The 21956-nt window shown below is 36.7% G+C and carries 28 protein-coding genes, 1 pseudogene and 1 riboswitch; of the genes and pseudogenes, 10 read left to right on the top strand and 19 right to left on the bottom strand.

Going from position 1 to position 21956, the window contains the following annotated elements:
- Positions 1–15: 15 nt before the first annotated feature.
- From ACFCYJ_RS05525 to ACFCYJ_RS05505, 5 genes are all read right to left on the bottom strand, one after another.
- Entirely contained in the window at positions 16–603 is a 588-nt protein-coding gene (locus ACFCYJ_RS05525; RefSeq protein WP_376071753.1) for an ECF transporter S component, read from the bottom strand.
- A 196-nt stretch (positions 604–799) separates the two neighbouring features.
- The gene (locus tag ACFCYJ_RS05520; RefSeq protein WP_376071750.1) at positions 800–970 is read right to left on the bottom strand and encodes a YezD family protein; all 171 of its coding nucleotides are present in this window, start codon (positions 968–970) and stop codon (positions 800–802) included.
- A gap of 68 nt (positions 971–1038) precedes the next feature.
- A riboswitch (SAM riboswitch) is annotated at positions 1039–1135 on the bottom strand.
- Between the two features lie 411 nt (positions 1136–1546).
- The gene (locus tag ACFCYJ_RS05515; protein WP_376071747.1) at positions 1547–2221 is read right to left on the bottom strand and encodes a phosphopantothenoylcysteine decarboxylase domain-containing protein; all 675 of its coding nucleotides are present in this window, start codon (positions 2219–2221) and stop codon (positions 1547–1549) included.
- Between the two features lie 371 nt (positions 2222–2592).
- Positions 2593–2724 carry a hypothetical protein gene (locus tag ACFCYJ_RS05510; RefSeq protein WP_376071744.1) on the bottom strand — a complete coding sequence of 44 codons (132 nt, stop codon included), beginning with the start codon at positions 2722–2724 and terminating at the stop codon, positions 2593–2595.
- Positions 2725–2884: 160 nt separating this feature from the next.
- Positions 2885–3760: a LysR family transcriptional regulator gene (locus ACFCYJ_RS05505; protein ID WP_376071742.1), complete on the bottom strand. Its 876-nt coding sequence runs from the start codon at positions 3758–3760 to the stop codon at positions 2885–2887.
- Between the two features lie 134 nt (positions 3761–3894).
- Here ACFCYJ_RS05505 and ACFCYJ_RS05500 point away from each other — a divergent pair, with 134 nt between their 5' ends.
- On the top strand, positions 3895–4794 hold the full coding sequence (locus ACFCYJ_RS05500) for a DMT family transporter (RefSeq protein WP_376071739.1): 900 nt from the start codon (positions 3895–3897) through the stop codon (positions 4792–4794).
- A gap of 149 nt (positions 4795–4943) precedes the next feature.
- On the opposite strand, the gene ACFCYJ_RS05495 is transcribed toward ACFCYJ_RS05500, so the two are convergent.
- From ACFCYJ_RS05495 to ACFCYJ_RS05480, 4 genes are all read right to left on the bottom strand, one after another.
- Complete coding sequence (locus ACFCYJ_RS05495) at positions 4944–5291, bottom strand: general stress protein (protein WP_376071736.1); 348 nt, start codon at positions 5289–5291, stop codon at positions 4944–4946.
- 196 nt (positions 5292–5487) lie between these two features.
- The gene (locus tag ACFCYJ_RS05490; protein WP_376071733.1) at positions 5488–5928 is read right to left on the bottom strand and encodes a Dps family protein; all 441 of its coding nucleotides are present in this window, start codon (positions 5926–5928) and stop codon (positions 5488–5490) included.
- Positions 5929–6195: 267 nt separating this feature from the next.
- A complete protein-coding gene (locus tag ACFCYJ_RS05485) occupies positions 6196–6522 on the bottom strand; it encodes a hypothetical protein (RefSeq protein ID WP_376071730.1) in 327 nt (108 codons plus the stop codon).
- A 51-nt stretch (positions 6523–6573) separates the two neighbouring features.
- Positions 6574–7545, bottom strand: a complete 972-nt coding sequence (locus ACFCYJ_RS05480; RefSeq protein WP_376071728.1) for an RpnC/YadD family protein — start codon at positions 7543–7545, stop codon at positions 6574–6576.
- Positions 7546–7680: 135 nt separating this feature from the next.
- Between ACFCYJ_RS05480 and pepF the strand changes: the two genes are divergently transcribed.
- The gene (gene pepF / locus ACFCYJ_RS05475; RefSeq protein ID WP_376071725.1) at positions 7681–9495 is read left to right on the top strand and encodes an oligoendopeptidase F; all 1815 of its coding nucleotides are present in this window, start codon (positions 7681–7683) and stop codon (positions 9493–9495) included.
- Between the two features lie 222 nt (positions 9496–9717).
- Complete coding sequence (locus ACFCYJ_RS05470; RefSeq protein WP_376071722.1) at positions 9718–10701, top strand: SEC-C domain-containing protein; 984 nt, start codon at positions 9718–9720, stop codon at positions 10699–10701.
- A gap of 250 nt (positions 10702–10951) precedes the next feature.
- On the opposite strand, the gene ACFCYJ_RS05465 is transcribed toward ACFCYJ_RS05470, so the two are convergent.
- Positions 10952–11143, bottom strand: a complete 192-nt coding sequence (locus ACFCYJ_RS05465; RefSeq protein WP_376071720.1) for a zinc-finger domain-containing protein — start codon at positions 11141–11143, stop codon at positions 10952–10954.
- A 157-nt stretch (positions 11144–11300) separates the two neighbouring features.
- Here ACFCYJ_RS05465 and ACFCYJ_RS05460 point away from each other — a divergent pair, with 157 nt between their 5' ends.
- Positions 11301–11693, top strand: a complete 393-nt coding sequence (locus ACFCYJ_RS05460; RefSeq protein WP_376071717.1) for a ribonuclease HI family protein — start codon at positions 11301–11303, stop codon at positions 11691–11693.
- Positions 11694–12044: 351 nt separating this feature from the next.
- Positions 12045–12683 carry a C40 family peptidase gene (locus tag ACFCYJ_RS05455; protein ID WP_376071714.1) on the top strand — a complete coding sequence of 213 codons (639 nt, stop codon included), beginning with the start codon at positions 12045–12047 and terminating at the stop codon, positions 12681–12683.
- A 46-nt stretch (positions 12684–12729) separates the two neighbouring features.
- On the opposite strand, the gene ACFCYJ_RS05450 is transcribed toward ACFCYJ_RS05455, so the two are convergent.
- A complete protein-coding gene (locus tag ACFCYJ_RS05450; RefSeq protein WP_376072170.1) occupies positions 12730–13920 on the bottom strand; it encodes an MFS transporter in 1191 nt (396 codons plus the stop codon).
- Between the two features lie 5 nt (positions 13921–13925).
- Positions 13926–14324, bottom strand: coding sequence for a MarR family winged helix-turn-helix transcriptional regulator (locus tag ACFCYJ_RS05445; RefSeq protein WP_376071711.1), 399 nt, complete (start codon positions 14322–14324; stop codon positions 13926–13928).
- Positions 14325–14528: 204 nt separating this feature from the next.
- On the opposite strand from ACFCYJ_RS05445, the gene ACFCYJ_RS05440 reads away from it, so the two are divergent.
- Entirely contained in the window at positions 14529–15083 is a 555-nt protein-coding gene (locus ACFCYJ_RS05440; RefSeq protein WP_376071708.1) for a DJ-1/PfpI family protein, read from the top strand.
- 37 nt (positions 15084–15120) lie between these two features.
- Here the strand turns inward: ACFCYJ_RS05440 and ACFCYJ_RS05435 are convergent, their stop codons facing one another.
- The 4 genes from ACFCYJ_RS05435 to coaW all read right to left on the bottom strand — a co-directional run bounded on the left by ACFCYJ_RS05435 (position 15121) and on the right by coaW (position 16917).
- Positions 15121–15480 carry a DUF3889 domain-containing protein gene (locus ACFCYJ_RS05435; RefSeq protein WP_376071706.1) on the bottom strand — a complete coding sequence of 120 codons (360 nt, stop codon included), beginning with the start codon at positions 15478–15480 and terminating at the stop codon, positions 15121–15123.
- A 71-nt stretch (positions 15481–15551) separates the two neighbouring features.
- The gene (locus tag ACFCYJ_RS05430; protein ID WP_376071703.1) at positions 15552–15695 is read right to left on the bottom strand and encodes a hypothetical protein; all 144 of its coding nucleotides are present in this window, start codon (positions 15693–15695) and stop codon (positions 15552–15554) included.
- Between the two features lie 23 nt (positions 15696–15718).
- Positions 15719–15955 (bottom strand): hypothetical protein, encoded by a 237-nt coding sequence (locus ACFCYJ_RS05425; RefSeq protein ID WP_376071701.1) that lies wholly within the window; start codon positions 15953–15955, stop codon positions 15719–15721.
- Positions 15956–16080: 125 nt separating this feature from the next.
- Positions 16081–16917: a type II pantothenate kinase gene (gene coaW / locus ACFCYJ_RS05420; RefSeq protein ID WP_376071698.1), complete on the bottom strand. Its 837-nt coding sequence runs from the start codon at positions 16915–16917 to the stop codon at positions 16081–16083.
- Positions 16918–17060: 143 nt separating this feature from the next.
- On the opposite strand from coaW, the gene ACFCYJ_RS05415 reads away from it, so the two are divergent.
- Positions 17061–17270, top strand: a complete 210-nt coding sequence (locus tag ACFCYJ_RS05415; protein WP_376071695.1) for a hypothetical protein — start codon at positions 17061–17063, stop codon at positions 17268–17270.
- Positions 17271–17714: 444 nt separating this feature from the next.
- A complete protein-coding gene (locus ACFCYJ_RS05410) occupies positions 17715–18536 on the top strand; it encodes a squalene/phytoene synthase family protein (RefSeq protein ID WP_376071693.1) in 822 nt (273 codons plus the stop codon).
- A gap of 58 nt (positions 18537–18594) precedes the next feature.
- Here ACFCYJ_RS05410 and ACFCYJ_RS05405 read toward each other — a convergent pair whose 3' ends face one another.
- Positions 18595–19083 carry a metal-dependent hydrolase gene (locus tag ACFCYJ_RS05405; protein WP_376071690.1) on the bottom strand — a complete coding sequence of 163 codons (489 nt, stop codon included), beginning with the start codon at positions 19081–19083 and terminating at the stop codon, positions 18595–18597.
- A 205-nt stretch (positions 19084–19288) separates the two neighbouring features.
- Here ACFCYJ_RS05405 and ACFCYJ_RS05400 point away from each other — a divergent pair, with 205 nt between their 5' ends.
- Together ACFCYJ_RS05400 and ACFCYJ_RS05395 are read left to right on the top strand one after the other, a co-directional pair.
- Positions 19289–20533 carry a ferredoxin reductase family protein gene (locus ACFCYJ_RS05400; RefSeq protein ID WP_376071688.1) on the top strand — a complete coding sequence of 415 codons (1245 nt, stop codon included), beginning with the start codon at positions 19289–19291 and terminating at the stop codon, positions 20531–20533.
- Between the two features lie 96 nt (positions 20534–20629).
- A complete protein-coding gene (locus tag ACFCYJ_RS05395) occupies positions 20630–21256 on the top strand; it encodes a nitroreductase family protein (RefSeq protein ID WP_376071685.1) in 627 nt (208 codons plus the stop codon).
- A 165-nt stretch (positions 21257–21421) separates the two neighbouring features.
- On the opposite strand, the gene ACFCYJ_RS05390 is transcribed toward ACFCYJ_RS05395, so the two are convergent.
- Complete coding sequence (locus tag ACFCYJ_RS05390; RefSeq protein ID WP_376071682.1) at positions 21422–21529, bottom strand: putative holin-like toxin; 108 nt, start codon at positions 21527–21529, stop codon at positions 21422–21424.
- Positions 21530–21744: 215 nt separating this feature from the next.
- Positions 21745–21861: pseudogene (locus ACFCYJ_RS05385) on the bottom strand (PC4/YdbC family ssDNA-binding protein); the annotation flags it as partial.
- Positions 21862–21956: the final 95 nt, after the last annotated feature.

Below are 21956 nucleotides of genomic sequence, written 5' to 3'. Positions count from 1 at the left end.
TTATACCTCCTGTTTTTAATATGTACGATTATATTTCAAGCATTGCTGAGCCATCCAAGTTCGAATATTTCGGAATACTATCATTGTTACAATCATGACAATGACACCTTTCACTAGATTGAATGGTAGAATCCCTAATACAATCATATCTGTTAAAGCATCCCCCTTCACAGGTTCCATTCCTAAAAATAAAGTGTACATTGGTAGGAAAAGCACATAATTCAGAAGGCTCATACCAACTGCCATCGAAGCTGTACCTGCAAGCAAACCAATGACAAGCCCCTTCCCACTTTGTATTTTTGAATAGAAGAAATACACCGGGATGATAAATAACACGCCTGTTGTAAAGTTGGCCATATGCCCTACCGGTACACCAGTCATGCTTCCTGACAATAACCAATCCAATATATTTTTTAATAGCTCCACTAAAATCCCTGCAACTGGTCCCATCGTCATTGCTGCTAATAAGGCCGGCACATCACTAAAATCTACCTGTAAGAAACTAGGAAACGGTGGTAACGGAAAATTAAATAACATCAATACAATTGATATACTACTCAGTACACCAATATTCATGAAATATCTTAATCTCAAATTGCTCACTCCTTTTTAAATCGCTACTAATTAAGAAAAACTTCAATCAGATGGGTATTCTTCATACCTACGGATCCTACGTTGAACCAATCGGGCTTTTACGGTCAGTTCAGTGCCCTTCTTACTGCCGTAAAACGGGGTCAAAAAAAACCACATATAAGCGTAGGAAAGATTCCTGCTTATGATGTGGCCTCCAGATTTCTAGTCAGCTGCGATTATTCGGTTTTTTTTGTGGAAATCTTTGCTTTTCAAGTCGATTAATTTGCACAATAACGCCATCTTGAATGGTGATATGCACCTCGCCAAATTGTAGATTTTGAATAGCATTGGCAATCACTTCTAATTTCTTGTCATCAATCTTTGCTGTTTGAGACATTCCGATACACCCCTTCTCATACTTTTTTGTACAAAAGAGGTCAACGCATCATGATGATTCGATGGACCCCCTTATCTGTCAGAAAACTCTGCTGGATTTGGCACCGATTCATATCGGTTGCCGAGGCTTCATTAGGCCAAGTCCCTCCGCTTCTCCTGATAAGGTATTACGTTTCTTGGAAATAATTCTATAATTCTGAAAACCTATTGTCAATATAAATATTACAAAACCTAGACGAATACTATGAAATTAAGCGAAATGGTTCATTTTGTCAGTAAAAGGGACGCAAAATTTATGAAGAAAGCTTGTGAAAGTTTTAGCCTGAGTTCCTCTTTTTCAGCGGATGTTTGGACACCCACTGAAAAGTAGCTTAAATCCGCATTCATCTCACACTTCTGCTGAAAGAAGTTAAATAACTTTATTGGGTTTTCTTAAATACCTGAGGTCCATAAAAAAACTGTGTAGACGCACTTTCCGTCTGCACAGTTTTTTTGCTAGCATAAATTGAATGATTTTTTTCATCGCTGATAGGGATGACTTCTTCGCTGATAGACATCGCACTCGCATAAGAGAGATTTAATGTTTTTGTAAGCATCCCATTAATGCTTTGGCTGTTTGTTCTTTGCCCATCACCTTAATGGGTTGTCCTTCAGCCGGTACGATCCAATGTGGCTCATCTCCACCATATAAAGACTGTGAGCTATTAGCTACCATAAATTGAGCATTGGCCGATTCCATCCGTAGACGTGCCCGGGACAGTAAAAATTCCTCATCATCCGTTGCCTCAAGTTTAAAGCCTACTAGAGTAACTTTCGGCTGCCACCCCTTTATTTGACCTAATACTTTAGGTGCCTTTTTAAAGTGGATGATAGGTGGCTCGTCAGATGGCATTTTACCGGTTTCCTCAAGTAAATTCCCAGATTGGTCATACACTTTGTCAATGAGCCAATCAGAACCTGCAGCCGCCATAACAACGATATCTATCTGTTCTTCCTGAACAGCATGTCGAACTTTCTCGCCTAAATCTTCAATGCCTTCAAATCCAATGGTACGCATTTTATCTTTATTCGTTGGAAGCTGTGCGAAATAACCATGCATATACAATACGTTTGCCCCAGCCGCTAGTGCCGCTTCAGCTAAATAACAGCCCATCGACCCTTTCGATAAATTCGTATGTCCACGCACACGATCCCATTTTTCAAGTGTTCCCCCACTTGTAATGAGTACGGTCTTACCTCGTAATGTCCCCATACACTCACCTTTTTTCTAATCAATTTCGCCTTGGCGTAATTGTAGCTGTCGCTTTGCTTTCGCTACAGAAAACATTTGCCGCTGACGCTTCGCTTTCGCGCAGATAAACAATGCGTCCGGATTTTGAATTGTGCCTAGGCCTGCACGAGGGCCGACACGATGTCGGTCATTTCGGTAATGCCACAGGACGTGGCGTTTTTACCGATGCAGGTCAGTTAGCCGTTTTCGCAGGATGAGAATATTTTAGGCTAACATCCTTGTATTCATCCCTTTGAAAATCCGTGACATCCGCCGGAGGCTTTGGGCCAACATGATGTTTTCTGTGCGAAAGCGCAGTGCTAACGTAGCGTCAGCAACATGATGTTGGTCACTCAGTCGTGTGTTGCTGTCGCTGCGCTTTCGCACAGATAAATTGCTACAGGACGTGGCGTTCTTAGACTGAGTTCCTCTATTTCAGTAGGTGTTTGGACACCCACTGAAAAAGTAATCAAAATTGCATTCATCTCTCCATCTTTAGAGGTGGGAATCTTCTGTACCTGCCGCTACGCTTTCGGTACAAAAAAGATCTGCTGAATGAAGATAAATATACAAATACTATTTTAACGTAATGCTATGTGATGCTTCAATGTTGTTTTTATAGCGCTTGTTGCTCTCCACTAAAAATTATTTCATATTTTGCTCTTTTAACCAGGAACTTAATATCTCCGCAAATTTCTTTGTTACTGGTGATGCTTGGTGATTCATAGCTAATCCAATTGTGCGATAGCCTCCTTGTTTTAAAGGTATGGCTTTTATCGTAGGTGGTAAGTTATTTATCACTAATTTCGGTAAAATACTAATTCCAAGCTGATGAGAAATCATCGAAATAATCCCTACCTCTTCCGATAATTCAAAGCGAATATTTGGCTTCACGTGATATTGCTCTAACAGGACTTTTACATCATTTGTCCCTTTATATGAAGTCATGATAAATGGCAAATCTTCTAGTTCAACAATATCAATTTCTGCTTTATCATAGAGTGGACTTTTATCGGAGACAATACACAGCAATGGATCTTGCTGTAGTTCAGTATACCGAAATTGCTTTGACTTTTGACCATTTAAAAATCCTGCATCCACCTCTCCACTCAATAGCCATTGTTCTATTTCATAATAATCTCCCTCACGTAATTCAACTTGTATACCAGGAAATTGATTTTCCATAATATGAACAATTTCTGGCATCCAGTTTGAAGAAATACTTGAAATCACACCAATTCGTACTTTCCCACGCGTAACGCCGAGTATATGTGCTGCTTCTTGCTGTAACAGTTCCTGTGCATCGAGGACATGCCTCATTGCCCTTAACATTGTATCTCCTTCACTTGTTAACGTGACACCCGCTCGACTTCTGTGAATGAGTGCAAAGCCGAAATCCTTTTCTAAGCTTGAAACAGCATGACTTACAGCAGATTGGGTTAATCCTAATGCCTCTGCTGCTTTTGTAAAGCTAGCTACCTCAGCCACTTTATTCAAAATCTCATATTTGACTAAACTCATTGTCTTGTCCTCGATATACATGAATTTTTTTAATACTGATTATTATAAACATTCGTTTTACTAATCACAATACAAGAGATATAGTAAATTTTAGGTTGAAAACTGTTTTAGTACACAGATTGTGGGTGAGCATAATGAGTATCCAAGGAAAAGCAAATTTATTAATGGTTATAGTAACAATGTTTTGGGGATTATCTTATACCTTTATGGTAATGGGGCTTGAAACAATGGCTGTTTATAATGTGGTGGCATTGCGTTGTATCATCGCATTTTTCGTAGCAGGTATCATCTTTTATAAACGTATAATTAAGGCCGATGCTAAAACTTTAAAATATGCGGCTATTCAAGGGTTTCTATTATTCATTGTGTTTGTTCTAAGCTTATTGGGACTAGAAACAACTTCGGTATCAAATGCTGGATTTATTTTAAGTCTAACAGTTATTTTAGTACCTATTTTCAGCAGTTTTATTGACAAAAAATTACCTTCAAGAGCCGTTAGCTTTGCGATTGTTTGCACAATGATTGGGATTACTGTTTTAACTGCTCATGGCTCATTTACCTTTCAAAAAGGGGATATTTTAGTAGCCATCGCAGCACTATGTTATTCGATTTATTTACTGTTAAACAGTACATTTACACGTAATGTTGAATCAATTTCATATGGCATTTACCAGCTCGGTTTTGCCGGGATTTATGCACTCGTGTTATCATTCATTTTCGAAACACCAACGCTTCCAAATACAACGACTTCTTGGATTGCTATTATAGGACTCGGTGTCATTTGTAGTGCTTTTTGCTTCGTAGGTCAAACTGTTGCACAACAGTTTACTTCTGCTACACATACAGGACTAATATTTTCCTTAGAACCAATTTTTGCAGCGATGTTTGCCATGATGTTTATTGGTGAAGGAATAACGATAAAAGTATTAATAGGTGGAAGCTTTATTCTAATTGGTAACCTTGTTGCGCAATTAGAGCATCTTCATGTATTACGCTTTATTAAAAAACATGATGACGAAAAAGCTATACATTAATTATGTTTAAATTCGCACTCTACAAACAAACAGAGTGATGCATTTGCACTCACTCTGTTTGTTTTATATTTAGTAACGCTCCGTGTGTTCAAGAAGAAACTCTCCCTGTTACAGTGAATCAGGGAGAATAGCAATCATCCTTATATATATTATGTCGTCATAGGTTCAATTGATGGCTCAGCAAATACTACGATGACACCTTGTTCTACGAGATGAGCATAGTAAGCTGTTTGTCCCTCTGTAAGATCAAATCGCTTTAATCCTTCCTTCACAGCCGATTCACCGGTAAACCAAGACTTAAATTGATCCACCCAATTCCCTACCTCATGTGTTTTAACATTAGCATCCCATTCTACACCTTCAAATTTGTTTGGATCCTTTGCAATAACATGAATGTCCTCTATTTGATATGCTTCTAATCGCATACTTTCTAAAATATGAAGCATTTCTTCCCTTGTATGGGCCACTTCAATTTGTGGGTTTTGTTCATTTATCATGCTCAATTCCTCCTAACTTATATGGCTTACTAGGTATCTACCCTTCCTATTCAAGAATAAACATATTTTGTCCATTCTTCTCCGAACTGTAATATATGTTATATCTTCGTGATATATGTTACTTTTATGAAACTTCAAAAAATAGGCAACGGAAGTTTTAAAAAAATTCCCATTACCTATCATTTTTAGTTGGTTTTTAGTGCCCGAGGAAGGCCTTCAACATCCATGTATGCTTTTCAAGGGACTGGTACATAGCATTTAGTATATCCTCTGTTCGATCGTCCCCTTCCTCTGCCGCAAGCTCCATTGTTGAATTTAAAGCTTTCATAAGTTTTTGGAAATCGGCAATGGTTGTAGCCACCATTTCCTCTGTCGTCTCATTCCCTGTCGCTTCCGCTATACAGGACAGTTCAAGATGTTCTTTTAACGTAGCAACTGGTTTGCCATCCTTAGAAAGAATACGTTCTGCAATTTCATCTAGATTTAACGTTGTTTCATTATATAATTCTTCAAATTTTGCATGTAGTGTAAAGAAGGCATTTCCCGTAACATACCAATGATAATTGTGCAATTTCGTATAAAGTACAGACCATGTAGCGACAAGTTTATTCAATTGTTTGTTTAAGTTTTGTGTCATTATTTCTCCTCCAATGTGCCCGTTGTTCTAGCCATTAGTATGCGTTGCAAAGTGTATTAGCTATACGCCATTTTTCCCATTGACACTAATTTGTAATACAAAACTAAATTCTTTCTACTTTAGGCTACTCACTTTTCCGCGTGAAATTTTGCTCTACGACGGGAGCACTTGAGCAGCCCTCGCTACAAATGCAGTTCCTAAGAAAATTCACACAGATGGATTTTATCAATTGGACACTATAAAAAAACTAATTTGGGATTGTCTTTTTTACCTCTCTACACAATTAGAATACTTCGATTTCTTACGCATTTCCCTTATTTTTTCTACTGGAAGCTTTGCAACTTCAGCAATCCATTCGTCTTCAGCACCCTTTTCAAACAAACCAACAATTATTTGTTTCATACCACGTTCGATTCCTTGCTCGATTCCTTGCTCGATTCCTTGCTCAATGCCCTCCTGCCTTTCTAATTCCAATACTCCAGCAAGTGTCGGTGGTAAATCTTCTTTATATAAATGCAACATTTCTTCCTCCCCTCTAATTTCCTCTTTCACATCTCTTATAAGCTGCTCAGACATCACTCTTGGTAGCTTCAATAAATAATTTCAACATTAGTGCATCAGTGTCTAGATCTAAATACTTTTTAATTATTTATGTTCCTTACGGATTTCCTTTATCTTTGTCACTGGAAGCTTCGAAACCTCTGCAATCCATTCGTCTTCAGCGCCCTTTTCAATCAACCCAATAATTATTTGTTTCATGCCTTGTTCGATTCCTTCCTGCCTCTCTAATTCCAATACTCCAGCAAGTGTCGGTGGTAAATCTTCTTTATTTAGATGCAACATTTCTTCCTCCCCTTTAAGCTCAGCTTTTACGTCCTTTACAAGCTGCTCTGATATAGATTTTGGTAGTTTCAATAAGTAATCAATAAAGTAAAGTAGCGCATTTATTTCTGTTCGTTCAACATTATTTAATGACCACACTTCTCTTAAGAGAGCTCTTTTATATGCACTACGAAGGCTCATTTCTTTATTAGTTCGATTCATATAAATTGAAGCTAGTAACGCTTTACTAAGTAGCTTCGGCGATTTCTTCAATTCTTCTTCATCAAAGTCTGACACAACAAACTTATTAAAAGTGTACATAATTTCTGTACCATAATACTTTTCATGATACCGATTCGTGCTTTTTGTACTCTTATTCGTGAAAATAGCAATAGATACAACCTTCTTACCATATCGATCACTGATTCGATAAAAGTACTCAAACATACGCTTCGCAAAATGCTCTTCATCTACAGCTTGTACTTCCGTATGAATAAGGATCCATTGCTCCTCTCCCCCTTTAAGATGAACTTTCGCAATTTGGTCAGCTACTTTGCGCCCTTGACGATGCTCAATAATTTCTTTGAAAAGCTCCTGTTGCAAAAACTCTACTTGCTTTGAAAAATCCACTTCTGCGTGTAACTCTGGCAAAAAGAACAACAAAAAATCTTCAAACAAATCCGCAATTAACTTCTTCCATAAATTATCTTGATTTACTTGACTAAGCTTATACACATCTGGTTTCTCCAAAACTAGCTGCATTATAACTTCATTACCTCCTTCCTTTAAATCCATTATACCCAGCAAGAACATAAGTTTCCATATCGTTATTCTATTTTTAAAAATATTAAAACTATTCTCTATAATTATTTCACTTTCCGAAATAGTTTCGTTATAATTGAGACACTTACACATAAGGGGTGTTGATTGATGGAAGTAATACAGTTACGAAAAGATGTACCCGTAGAAGAAACGTGGAATTTAAAAGATTTATTTAAAAATGATGCGGATTTTGAGCCTGTCTTAGCTCAGCTTATAGAGGATGCGCTAGGCTTTGAACGCAAGTACCAAGGTACAATTACGAATGCACAAAAAGTAATTGAAGTTTTAACAGCATTTGAAGAATTACAAAAAAGCATTGTCCCTATTGGCACTTATGCAAATTTAAATATACAAGCAGATCGTACAGATGATGTAGCTCAAATGCGTTCTGCAAAATACAGTACTGCGGTGGGTAAAATAAGTAGCGCATTTTCTTTCGTACGCAGTGAATTACTGGCACTAGACGAGGCAATTTTACAAGAAGCTACTGAGTTGAGTCCTATTTACAAAGTTTACTTAGAGGAATTGTTAAAGCAAAAGCCTTATCAGCTACAGCCTGAAGTTGAAAAAGCATTAGCTGCATTTAGCTCAACTTTTAAGGCACCTTATGAAACATATAATACGACAAAGCTTGTTGATATGCATTTTGGACAGTTTGAGGCAAATGGTGAAAAGCATCCATTAAGCTTTGTATTATATGAAAACAACTGGGAGTTTGAGGCTGATACAAACGTACGCCATGCTGCATTTGAAGCATTTTCTAGTAAGTTACGAGATTATCAGCACACAACTGCAAAAATTTATAACACACATATTCAACAGGAAAAAACAATGGCGGATTTACGCGGATTTGACTCTATCATTGATTATTTACTGTTTGATCAGGATGTGGATCGATCACTTTATAATCGTCAAATAGATCTTATTACAAAAGAGCTTGCGCCTCATATGCGCCGTTACGCAAAGCTTATTCAACAAGCGAACAACATCGAGAACATGACATTTGCAGACTTAAAAATAGCGCTAGATCCAGAGTATGATCCAAAATTAACAATGTCGGAAGCAAAAGAATATGTTGAAAAAGCATTATCGGTTATGGGTGATGATTACAAGAACATGATTGAAAAGGCATTTAACGAGCGCTGGATTGATTATGCAACAAACAAAGGAAAATCTACTGGGGCATTCTGTTCAAGTCCATATGGTAGTCATCCTTATATTTTAATGTCTTGGAATGAGCGTATGAATGAGGTATTTACGCTAATTCATGAGTTAGGACACGCAGGTCACTTTGTGAATGCACATGCTCACCAATCTTATTTTAATAGTCGACCTTCGTTATACTTTATCGAGGCACCATCAACAATGAATGAAATGCTTCTAGCCAATTATTTATTAACCCATAACGAAGATCCTCGCTTCAAACGTTGGGTTATTTCAAATATTGTGTCCAAAACATATTATCATAATTTCGTCACACACTTACTAGAGGCAGCATATCAACGAAAAGTGTATGAATTAATTGACGCTGGTGAAGCTGTTAATGCTTCAGTTTTAAACCAATTAAAACGTTCTGTCCTTGAAGATTTCTGGGGCGATACTATCGATATTTCTGAAGGCGCAGAACTTACTTGGATGCGTCAACCACACTATTATATGGGCCTATATCCATACACATATAGCGCTGGCTTAACAATTTCTACACAAGTATCCAAGCGTATCTTAAAAGAAGGTAAGCCTGCTGTAGATGAGTGGTTAGCAGTCCTTCAAGCTGGAGGTACAAAATCACCTGTAGAACTAGCTCAAATGGCGGGTGTCGATGTTACAACAGACCAGCCGCTCCGAGATACGATTGCTTACATTGGTCACCTTATTGATGAGCTTGAACGATTAACGTCAGAAATGGAAGCTATCAAAAGCTAAACAAAGTGATAACCATCTATGCTATTTCTAAAGCATAGATGGTTTTCTTTTTTTAGTTCTAAGTTGGAAAATATGAACATATAATAGAATCAGGGCGTCCATTTTTTGATATTTCTAAATAGACAATCATTTTTCTTCGTACAAATGTACCGTTATTATTAAGTGTATGCAATTTATTCAGCAAAATTCGACTAACAATTTTCAAAGGAAGTGTTTCTAATTATGGTAAAACGTAATGATCCATGCCCTTGCGGTAGCGGCAAAAAATACAAAAAATGTTGTGAAGGTAAACAGCAGGTTACAGTAGAAACTGTAGCAATCGAAGAATTAGAGCGTGTACTACAAACATTTTACTTAGAATATCCAGAACGCAAAGATGTTCGTGCTTATATCGAGCATGTAGGTACATGGCAGCCTAAATTAGAGAGCGTACTACAAAGAGAGTTAATTGAAGCGATCGCGTTAGACGACTTCTTCTTCCATCAAGAGCCATCTATTTGGAAAGGTTACTTAAAGAAAACAAAGAAAAAAACGGTTAGACCTTCTACAGTAAAAGTGTTAGAAGGCTGGTCACAACCTCATCTATTTATTGGTTCTGTGTCAGTTGTAGAAGAAAAATATTTCAAGGCTACACATGTGTTATCAAATGAAGAAATTTATATTCGTCGTGAAAATGACAAACCAATCCCTGAAGGTATGCATGTCTTTGCATTTATCTTACCAGATGGCACAAAAAAATCAGAGCATTATTTAGCTGTTTCAACGCTTATCTTCTTCCCGGAAGATCATGCAAAGGTATTTGAGCAATTTAAGAAAAATTTCGAGGCTTCTGAGAAGAAGATTGGAGCATTCCTAAAAGAAGAACATTTATCCTTCTGGGAGTTACTAGTGTCAAATGGTTATAAAGGCGAAGAATTCACGAACTTTGAGAGCAATGTAATTACACAAGTGAAAGATTTCCTTGAGCAAAATGAACGTGAAACAGCTCCTATGTTAGAGCTTTTAGAGGACTATTTAATTGAAGGACAACCATCTGCGCGTAAAGAAGCTGCGATTGCTGCTGGCGCGATTCGATATGGTCAAGAAAAAGAGCTGTTCGAGCCGCTATCTATGACAGTAAAAGAAATTGCAGCGACGTTCGATATTTCAGCTTCTTCTCTCACAAAATACTACCAAGACTTAAGTAGCTATGTTGCAACTAAATAATGCTTAAAAATATTTTGCGCTACACACTCTATGCAGATTTTAGAGTGTGTGGCGCATTTTTGTTACCATAGAAAAAAGCTACATTTGTTATCGGCAGTGAGCCAACAACAAAGTAGCTTATTCTATGGGAACCAACCATTACTATTTTTCCGAACATATTGTTATTTTGCATCGAATTGAGTAGCTTACTTTATTTAAACATAGTCAATTTAGTACTATGATTACTTTTAAGACATTTCTTAGTAAAATATTATTTACTATAGACCTTCAAGAGCTCTTCTCCGAGAAATTGTAGTCGCTCCCCTATTGTGCAGGCTTCAATACAGAAGCGATGAGCTTCAGGTTTTCCACGCTCTTTTCGTAATTGCTTGATCACTAAGCAATCAGCACAATACGTATCATGTAGTTCATCAATATCTTTCATAACCGTCACTTTATCCAATTTGAACTCTCGCTCCTTTCACGTCCAAATTTCGCTTCTTACTATTATGAAGTGAACATTTTAAACAAGCAACTATTTTGTTTATCCATATTTAGCAACAACTAAGATATATTGATGTACAATTAATATATAATCTAAATCAAAAAGTGGGGATTTTATGTTAGAAGTTTACATTGATGCTGCTAGTGCAGGAAATCCTGGCCCTAGCGGTATTGGAATATTTATTAAAGGAGAGGGTCACCATATACAAATAAGTGAGTATATAGGACAGACCAATAACCACATTGCCGAGTTTACTGCCTTAGTACGTGGCCTTGAGGAAGCACTAAAGCTTAGTTCAAACCTAGTATCAGTCCGCTCAGATTCAAAAATTGTTGTAGCCTCTATGGAAAAAGAATATGTGAAAAATGAAGAATTTAAACCTTATCTTGAGCAGGCACTTACACTTGTAAGTAGCTTCGATTTATTTTTTATTAAGTGGGTTCCAGATACGCAAAATAAAGCGGCAGATGCACTTGCACGTAAAGCAATTCAAAAAGAAAAAAATTAAACTCTGGAGACTGTCCCTTGTCTTGAACCAAGAGCCGGTCTCCCTCATCCACCTTCACTTTATTTAGATACTTAATATCCCCCAATACTTCATTTTTATCATCTTCGTTTTTTTAAAAAACGCTTATATAAAACTGTCCCTATAATTTCAATCCCCATCCACTCGACTTCCATATGACATACGTTTTACTTATCCTTGACTTTTGATAATGAGCCATAAAGTGGAATATTTTCTAATTATTATTAGTAAAATTTGTATCCTTAATGTTATTTTATTGACATACTATTGTAATATTACAATGTTAATATCATTTATATAGTAATCTTTTAAAATTCCAGGAGGGTACATATTATGAAAAAGAATAAAAAGTATAGATGGGGAATGAAATTAGCTACATTGGCTTTAAGTTCATCTGTACTTTTTTCAACAATTGACACAGCATCGGCGGCAACTTATACAGTAAAATCTGGTGATTCTTTATGGAAGATTGCCAATCAGTACGGTGTTTCTTATCAAACTTTAATGAAATGGAATAACTTATCTTCTTCAACAATTCGCGTTGGACAAAAGTTAAACCTTAATACTACATCAACATCAACAGTTAAACCAAAACCAATAACTACACCTAAACCATCAGCTAGCCTAGTACAAATTGCTAAACAACAATTAGGCGTAAGATACACATTTGGTGGAAGTAAACCGAGTACAGGCTTTGATTGCTCAGGCTATATTACTTACGTTTTTAATAATGCTGGTATTTCGACTGCTCGTAAGTCAGCAGCAGGTTTTTACAGTACAGCTAAAAAAGTAAGCTCACCCCAAGTAGGTGATTTAGTATTTTTCGCTAATACGTATAAAGCTGGTATCTCACATGTAGGCATTTATATTGGAAGTAACCAAATGATTAGCGCAAGTGACGGTGGTGTTTCTGTTGCAAACATCAATAGCACTTATTGGAAAAAACATTTTGCTGGATATGGTCGTTTATAGTGCAAAAGAAAAACAGTTGGGATGTCCCAACTGTTTTATTTTGCACTTATACATGCGCTACTTTTTTCGATTTAATTTTTGCTATACGCGCTAAATAAATGATAAAGACGACGACCAGTATACCTGCTCCGATTAGATAAACTGAGCTATAGCCTGCTTGCACGGCCACCATTCCCAAAATATAGGAACCAAGCGCGATGCCAATGTCAAACATCGTAAAGTACGTTGCGGTTGCATAACCACTACGTGTGTGTGACGCAGACTGTACAGCTATTGCTTGTAAGCTTGTATTCACCGCCCCGTAGCCAAAACCAATAAAGATGGCTGCAAATAAAAATAATGCTGGTCCTGAGACAAATGCGAGCATGACAAGGCCGAGTGCAAAGAATATAATACCCGGAAGAATAACAAATTGCGGTCCTTTTGTATCATAAAGCTTACCTGTATATGGCCTTGTTATAAGCATTGCCGCTGCAAAAACTGCATAAAAAAGACTCGCTACATCCATTAAATCTTTTTGCTGTGCGTACACTGATAATAACGATAAAACACTCGCATATGAAAAAGCTACTAAACTAGCAATAGCCGCTACCGGGAGTGCACGACGTTCAAATAAATCATCAAATTTAAATGTCAATTTACCTTGATGTTCAGGCTTGGGTAAATCATCTGTATTGATCGTTACAGCTAGGATGCCCCCTGCTAATATACAAATACTCATAACAATAAATAGTACATTGAAGCTACTATATTGAATCAGCAGTAAACCGATAAATGGCCCAATAACTACTGCTAAGTTACTAGACATTGTGAAATAACCTAGACCTGCACCTTTCCGATTAGCTGGCACAATGTCCGCTGCTAATGAACCTGCTGCCGTTGTAATAATACTAAAGAAGATCCCTTGAATAAAACGTAATCCTAGTAATAGTCCAAAAGGATGAATGAATAAATATAAAACTGTACATAAAAAATAGCCAATTATTGAAATAACTAAAAGCTTTTTCTTCCCAAAAACATCTAATAGTTTACCTGAAAAGGGACGAACGATAATGGCAGATAATAAAAATCCTGACAGTAACAATCCCGCTTCCTTGTCAGTCTGGTGAAGCTCACCAATCGCATAAAGTGGCAAAGTCGTTACCAATCCATAGAAAACAAAAAACACTGAAATATTTGTTAAAAAGAGACTAATAAACCGCTTCGTCCATATTTGTGTATTCCCTTCTTGCTGCATGTCAATCAACCTTTCATTTTTTCCAGTAAAATCATAAATTGTTGCTGCTCACCGACCGTCAATGCCCCCACCATTTCTGCCTCAAAAGCTAAAATGGTTTCAGTAATAACAGGCAAATGTTCCTCTGCATACGATGTTAAAGTAACGATTTTTTCCCGTTTATCTTCACCATCTACTCTTAGTACCCAACCTAAAGTCTCGAGTCGCGTAATTGCCCTAGTTATACTTGGCGCTTCAACGTTTAAATACTTCCATATTTGCGTTAACGTCATAGGCCCATGATTATGTAAGCAATATAAAATAGTCCATTGTGAGCTATACAAATTGTGCTGTTTCAGTACTTCATTTAAACAATTCGTTATATAACGGCTTTTTTGGAATAAAGCATGAAATATAGGATTCATGTTAACCTCCTGAATTTATTTACCTAGCTAAATAAATACTATACGCTTCATTTTTTTCGTTGTAAAGCGCATTGTATCCATTATGCCTCGGCAATAATTGCGTCCGAAGGCTTTAACTTCTTTCAGCTTTTCTAAAATATCAGAAGGGAATTTTTTGAAAGTGTCGAATTAAGCTACTAGATTACAATAAAAGGAGATGGAAACATGAGCAAAAAGGTATTGATACTTGCAGGAGACGCAGTTGAAGCTTTAGAAATTTTTTATCCTTATTACCGTTGTCTAGAGGCTGGCTATGATGTGACGATTGCAGCACCATCCGCAAAGAAATTACAAACTGTATTGCACGATTTTGTCGATGGAGTCGATACATACATCGAGCGTACAGCATATGGCTTAGAAGCACACGCATCTTTTGCAGAGGTAGCTCCAGAACAATTTGACGGACTTATCATTCCTGGTGGACGAGCGCCAGAATACATTCGTTTAAATGAGCATGTTCCAGCACTAGTGACCCATTTCTTTGAAGCAAATAAACCAATCGCTGCTGTATGTCACGCAGCACAAATTTTCGCGACCATTCCAAAAATTCTGCAAGGACGTGAGCTAACTGCTTATATTGCCTGCAAGCCAGAGGTTCAAGTAGCAGGAGGAACGTATATCGATGCTAATCTTCATACAGACGGCAATTTGATTAGTGGTCATGCATGGCCAGATTTACCTGGATTAATGCGAGAATTTATTCATAAGCTAGAAAACTAATAGAAGGAGGATGCCTGAAGTTAGGCATCCTCTTATTTTATGAAGTGATTTCTTGGAATTCAACTTTTACCAATTTATTTGTATTGGTCACATATTTGATTCGAACTTGTACACCGAATTCCTTGTCACTTAGTTTTATCCAAAGCTTAAATTTCTCAATCGTGGTATCCCCTTTAACCTCGCTTCCCTCATGCAAATAATCGAGGATTTTAGCTTGAGGGTATTTTGCCTGCGTTTCTTTTATCGCTACTTTTCCCCATTGAGCATGGGCTGGTATTTCTTGCTGAGCATAGACACTTGTTGGGAGGTAGGTCGATACGGCAAACAATACAAGAGAGAATCCTAGCATTACAAAAAATTTTCGCAAGTGAATCAACCTCTCATATTTTTTTGGCATAAAGTCGCCAAAACAGCATAAAATAAGTGCTCCCTAAGTATTTTTTCAATTTACTTAAGGAGCAGTTTTTATTATTTTTTGCTGGATTGTTTTGGTTGTTGCGGATTGTTATGAATTACTTGATTAAATTCTGCTGAATATTCCTCATGATCATTTCTTTTATGTGTATCTTCTTTCTTTTTCTTTTTGAAGCTTGTTTTACCCTTCTTTGCCATTATTTAAGCCTCCCCTATTTCGGTTATTTGTTTTTGTTGGATTGTTGATTTTTCTTATGGTTCGTTTTATTATCTTTATTTTTGGCTTTCGCATCAAATTCTGCAGAGAATTCTTCATTTAGATTGTCATTCGGGTTATTGTTATTGCTATTTGATTGATCGAGGTCTATTTTTTTGTAGGTATCAAAAGGATTATGCGTTCTAACATTTATTGTTTTATTGTTATTTTTGTTGTTCTTATTGGTGTTTCTATTGCCCACGGATGTTCACCTCCTACATGTAATGTGCTCAGGATAAAAGGTTTTATGCTTTGGGTATTACTACAGACATTTACAGTATAAAAAAATGTACATCACCAATATTAATTAGTAATGTACATTTGTATTTAGACAATCGTATATTCAGTTATATTTAATAATGCACCGACTGCACCTGAAAAACCATGATCATTAATAAAAATTGGTGTATGTTTTTTCGTACGTGTGTAATTGGCAATAACACGTGCAAGATGATCGTTATTACTTAAAGTTGAACCGATATAAACGATATGCTGTGCATTTTTCTCTTCAGCATATTGAATACTAAGTGTTGTAATAACCTCACCAACAAGCCCCTGTACAGTTGCAATAATATCTTCTGTTGGATGTTTGACTGACTCTGTAATACCAACTTTCCCAAAATTACTAGCTGTCAAATGCCCATCAATAGGTGTGTCCATCCCTTGGTAAATATCCTTTACAAGTAAATCAATTTCTTCTCGATTACCTTTAGAGGCCAATTCTCTTATTTCATTATAATCCGTGATTCCAGTTGTAAGCGCTGACAATCCGATCAATGTTCCTCCGCCAACACCTGTCCCACCAACACGAATATGCGTATTATCTTCCATATAATGAATCGAAGTACCCGTACCAATATTTGTAATCATGCTTCGCTCGAAAAAGTAGCCCTCTTTTTGCAACAAAAATCGAACGCCCTTCAATGTGGCTTCAAACTCTACTATATAATGAATCGATTTCATGGTTTTAATGACATCAAGTAATTGTTCTGTACGCCCTCCCGTAACACCAATATCCTCAATATCTGGATGGTTAATTATCCAATTCTTCACAGCTAGCAAATCATTTGACGGGAAAGTTATTAAAACAAGCTCATTATGCTCATCTAAATAAGCAACTTTTGTCAATGTTCCACCTGCATCAATACCTATAGCCTTTGGCATACCATTCTCCTTTGAATTAACGTACAATCTCTATTTCAGAAGGTGAGATATATACTAGATTTTACTTTTATTCAAAAGGCATTTTGAAGCCAGTTGAATAACGTTCATGCCTTCACAGATCACGGATTTTGCAAGGAGTTATTGTGCCAAAATCCGATGAATTGTATTTCAGTACCGAAAGCAAATCTACAGCTACAATTGTTTACTGCGCGAAAGCGAAGCGTCAGCAGCAAATGTTTTCTGTGCGAAAGCGAAGCGTCAGCAACAAATGTTTTCTGTGCGAAAGCGAAGCGTCAGCAACAAATGTTTTCTGTGCGAAAGCGAAGCGGCAGCAACAATTACTCGAAAAGTGAAGTTGTATCTTTGTCCTTCCTAAACTTTAACGCTGTTGAAATAAATGTGCAATAACTTAGCAAACTTTCATGAAAAAAAGACGAAAAATATCAATTATTTTCTATTAATCACACGATTTTCGTCGCATTTTTATAACTTTAACATTATTCTACTATAAAAACAAAAGAAGTGAAAATGCAATGACACTCGATACATTATCACTTCTTTTGCAATTCTAGCTGATATCCACCAACATTTACTAGTTCGCTTATCGAAATCAATTTTGCCATTACTGTGTCCATCCCTACCTATAAAAATTGCAACCGCGTTATCTACACTCTCTTTGTCTTAATCTATACCATTTGAAAATAGTTGATTATAAATTGAACAATCTGTTTTATCTTTCATCACTTTTACGATACGATATACTATAGAGGTGTTACCATTTGAACGGAGGAATACAAGTGAAAGATCAAAAGAAACTTTATAAAGAAGCGATGCAAGTTTTAAAGGAAACTAGTCGCACTTTTTATATACCGATTACTTTTTTAAAAAATGATTTAAAATTGTCAGTGGCAGCCGCATATTTAGCAATGCGTGCTATAGATGAAATTGAGGATCATGAAAACCTTTCTAATGATGTGAAATTCGATTTACTTAATGCAACAAGCGAGTTATTAAAGGAATCATTTAATGCTGAAGCTTATGAAGCATTATTAGCGCCATATGCAGATCAGCTACCTGAAGTATCTCTTCGTTTAGCAGATTGGCTAACATTTTGTCCTGAAGGCTCACGTAAAATTGTCCAAGCCTCAACGAGTGAAATGGCATTTGGGATGGCAAAATGGGCAAAAGCAAACTGGCAGGTGCATACGCGAGAGGATCTAGATGATTATACATACTACGTAGCAGGGCTTGTTGGGACAATGCTGTCCGAGCTTTGGGCGTGGGGTGCAGACATTCAAACAGATCGCGATTTAGCGATTGGCTATGGCCGTGGTCTCCAAGCAGTCAATATTTTACGCAATCAGCATGAGGATCTGGATGAGCGTGGAGTAAGTTTCGTTCCTGATGGCTGGACACGCGATGATTTATTTGCATACGCGGAGGAAAATCTTGCAAAAGCGGATCTTTATATGAAAGATATTAATAAAAGAACGGTATTATTATTCTGTCGATTACCCCTTGCCTTAGCCCATAAAACATTGAAGGCGATGCAAGAAGGTCGTGAAAAAATGACACGAGCAGAAGTAGAACAAACGGTTGAAGAGGTACAAGCTGACTAAAACCTTCACCTTTAAAAAGAGCCCTAGTATGAAAAAACTTTCGTACTGGGCTCCTTTTTTATACTGTCTGAATTAGTTTAAAAATTATTTCATAGCTAAAAAAGACTGAAAGCATCGTTAACAACATAAACACTACCTTTTCAACTTTACTACCCGTTTTTGTAGTAATTGGCATACGTACTGAAATAGATACTGGGAAAAACAGCTTTACACCCTTCTTCGTACACATATCAAGGAAAACATGACTTGCCATCCCTAATAAAATACCTAGTGAAATGGATTCGTAAGGTATAAACGTATGTAGTAACATCCAAACCAGAAATAAAAAAAGCAAACTATGTGTAAAGGAACGATGTCCAAACAAAGTATTGACCATTTTTGAAATGATAGGAAACTTCCTTCCAATTTTGCTTCCACCATGGCAAATATCTGGAAGTAATGCACCGATAACGCCTGCTCCTACTAAAACAAGCGGATTATCATTAGAAATTTGTGCAAAGGCAAGGCTTGCCGTGATGCCCCCAATAATATGTGTATTCCCTTGCATATTTACTTCCACTCCTTATGTCTCTATATTTTGACCTTTCTTAATTTATCACACCCCATCCCAAAAAGGAACATATATTCCGAACAAACAATCCCTTTTTTTATGTCTAATCGAGAAAAAACTCTCATAAAAAATCAGAAACATTTCAGGTTCTTATTGTATATATAGGATGATTAGAGATAAAAATGAGTACTGGAGGTTATTTATGAAATCTATCAAAGGAATTTTGTTTATTATACTAATAATGACTAGCGGTGCTTTACTGTGGTATTTTGCTACACCTATAGAGCCTATCCATGCTGTTAATAGGCTTAGTCACATCATTGGAGGCATGGCCATTACGGGCTTCTTTCTTGTCTTTTTGTTAGCAACAAGAATGAAAACTTTTGAGCGTTGGTTCCATGGGCTAGAGAATGTTTATTTTTATCATAAATATTTAGCAATATTTTCACTAGTATTGGTGATTATCCATGGGCAATTACAAGGTCTAGTCCCCCGCTTGGATAAAGTAGAAAGAACTTCATTCAGCGAATTTGCGAAAGAACTGGGGTCACTTGGTCAATATGGTTTCATAGCGCTAATTTTAATTGCGCTTTTGGCTAAATTTTTAAAATATGAGCACTGGCGGATCTTTCATCGGTTATTGCTGATCCCTTATGCATTTGGAATTTATCATGCCTATTTTTCAAGCAGATACGATTTGTTACAGCCTTCACCTTTAGGAATTTTCACCGCAATAACGGCGACTATTGGATTTATGTCAGCATTATATATGTTGACGATGTATCAGGATATGTTTTTTAAATATAATGGCAACATAACGGGGATCAAAAAATTAGGGCCCAATGTTATTGAACTGGAGCTAACACTTGATAAAACAATACCGTATCGACATGGCCAATTTATTTTTATCAAGATTTTGCAAGATGGCATAGAAAAGGCGCCCCATCCATTTTCTATTTCAGGTGGCGATGGAAAAAAAGTATTTATCTCTATTAAAGTACTTGGCGATTTCACAAAAAAAGTATATGATTCCGTTCAACTGAATACACCAGTCACACTTGATGGTCCTTATGGTCATTTAAATTTTGAAAATGAGTCACAACAACAAGTTTGGATAGCAGGTGGCATAGGCATTACCCCATTTTTATCATATTTGCAATCACAGCCCGTCGATCGTAATATCGAGTTATTTTACACTTATCATGGTGAAGACAATGCTATCTATAAAGAATTTTTACAGGAGTATGCACAAACTAATCAACAATTTAGAGTGAACTTTATTGATACTGCCCAAATGGACAGGCTTTCATTTAAAAATTTTTCAGTGCCAGCGCATACGAGTATTTTTATGTGTGGCCCTGAAAAAATGCTAAAACATTTTGCCAAGCAATTGAAATCCCGCAATAAAGATATAAGCATTAACTTCGAAGCATTTAAATTTAAGTAAAAATGCAAACCAATCTAATTCGAGCAATTTACTTGGAATTTTAAAAAGTATATCGTATAGTAAAATATCATAAATACAAAGGAGATTTTTTTAACGATGACTACAACTAAAAGTTATTTAAATAAAGTAATGCACGATCGTAAATCTGTTCGTAAATATGAGGCAAATTTTAAAATTCCACAATCTGAAATAGAGGAATTACTCGTTGAGGCAACAACCGCTCCATCATCAAGCAATTTACAACCTTGGCGCTTTTTAGTAATCCAAGATGAAGCAGTAAAAAAAGAACTACGTTTAATTGCTAATAACCAGGAACAAGTAGAAACTGCCTCTGCTATCATTGCGGTATTAGGCGATACAGAAATGTACAATAATGTTGAAGAAGTCTATACAAAAAATTTCGAGCTTGGCTATATGAATGAAGCAACATCGAATATGATGATTGAAAATTCATTAAAGCTTTATCCAAACCTTCCTAAAGAAATTCTAAAAAATATTGCTACATTTGATGCAGGCTTAATTTCTATGCAAATCATGCTTTTAGCAAAAGATATGGGCTATGATACAGTAACAATGGGTGGCTTCAATAAAGAGGCTTTTGCGAAACGCTTTGAATTAACAGATAATCTAGTGCCAATCGTCTTAATCGCCATCGGAAAAGCAGCAGCACCAGCTTACGGCTCATCTCGTTTAGCGCTAAATGACATTGCAAAATTCATTTAAGACTAGACAAAATGTTCTTTTTAGAATAAATATGATACACTAACTATAGAATAAAAAGGACTGGATGCGTCAACATCCAGCCAAAAGCAACAATCATGCCGCAACCATAGCGGCTGACCAAGTTAAAGTTGTAGAAATCGCCACCTTACTTAGCCGGCAGGGTGGCTATTTCTTTTTATTTTGAGAGACAATAATGCTTAGCATCAGTGTAAGTACTGCAATTAGCAAAAGGCTAAATTGTACAATCAAACTGAATGCTTCAAATACTGTCATCCGCCTCACCCCCTTTCAAAAGGGAGTTCAGCCGCCACCTGCTTTATGAATTGTTGCTACTGCTAGTCTAACAATTTTTAGAAATTTATTCTACGGAAAATCCTCAGAAGATTTATGTTTTTCCACCTGTCTCAGGTGAATGGCTATACTCTACATTTGCCGCTTCATGAGCATGACTCCCGACTGATGTTGTTACCTAAAAAAGAATACCTTTGTTATTCTGACAATTTAGCTAACGACTCTTTCAAAAGCTGTAGTTCAGGCATTGATAACGTAACACCCTTCCCCATCTTTGTATGATCCTCCGACCAATCTCTAATATCGTATTTCGGTTCACAGAATTGAGCTTCAGGAAGCCCACTTCTTCAGAGGTGGGAGGAATGAAGTGCTTTTTTCTTTATAGAACATATGTTTATGTTGTATATTG

It is taken from the genome of Lysinibacillus sp. NPDC056232, assembly GCF_042267565.1.
Classification (GTDB): Bacteria; Bacillota; Bacilli; order Bacillales_A; family Planococcaceae; genus Lysinibacillus.
Note: the sequence above shows the minus strand (reverse complement) of the source record. Positions and strands in the feature narration are given on the sequence as shown.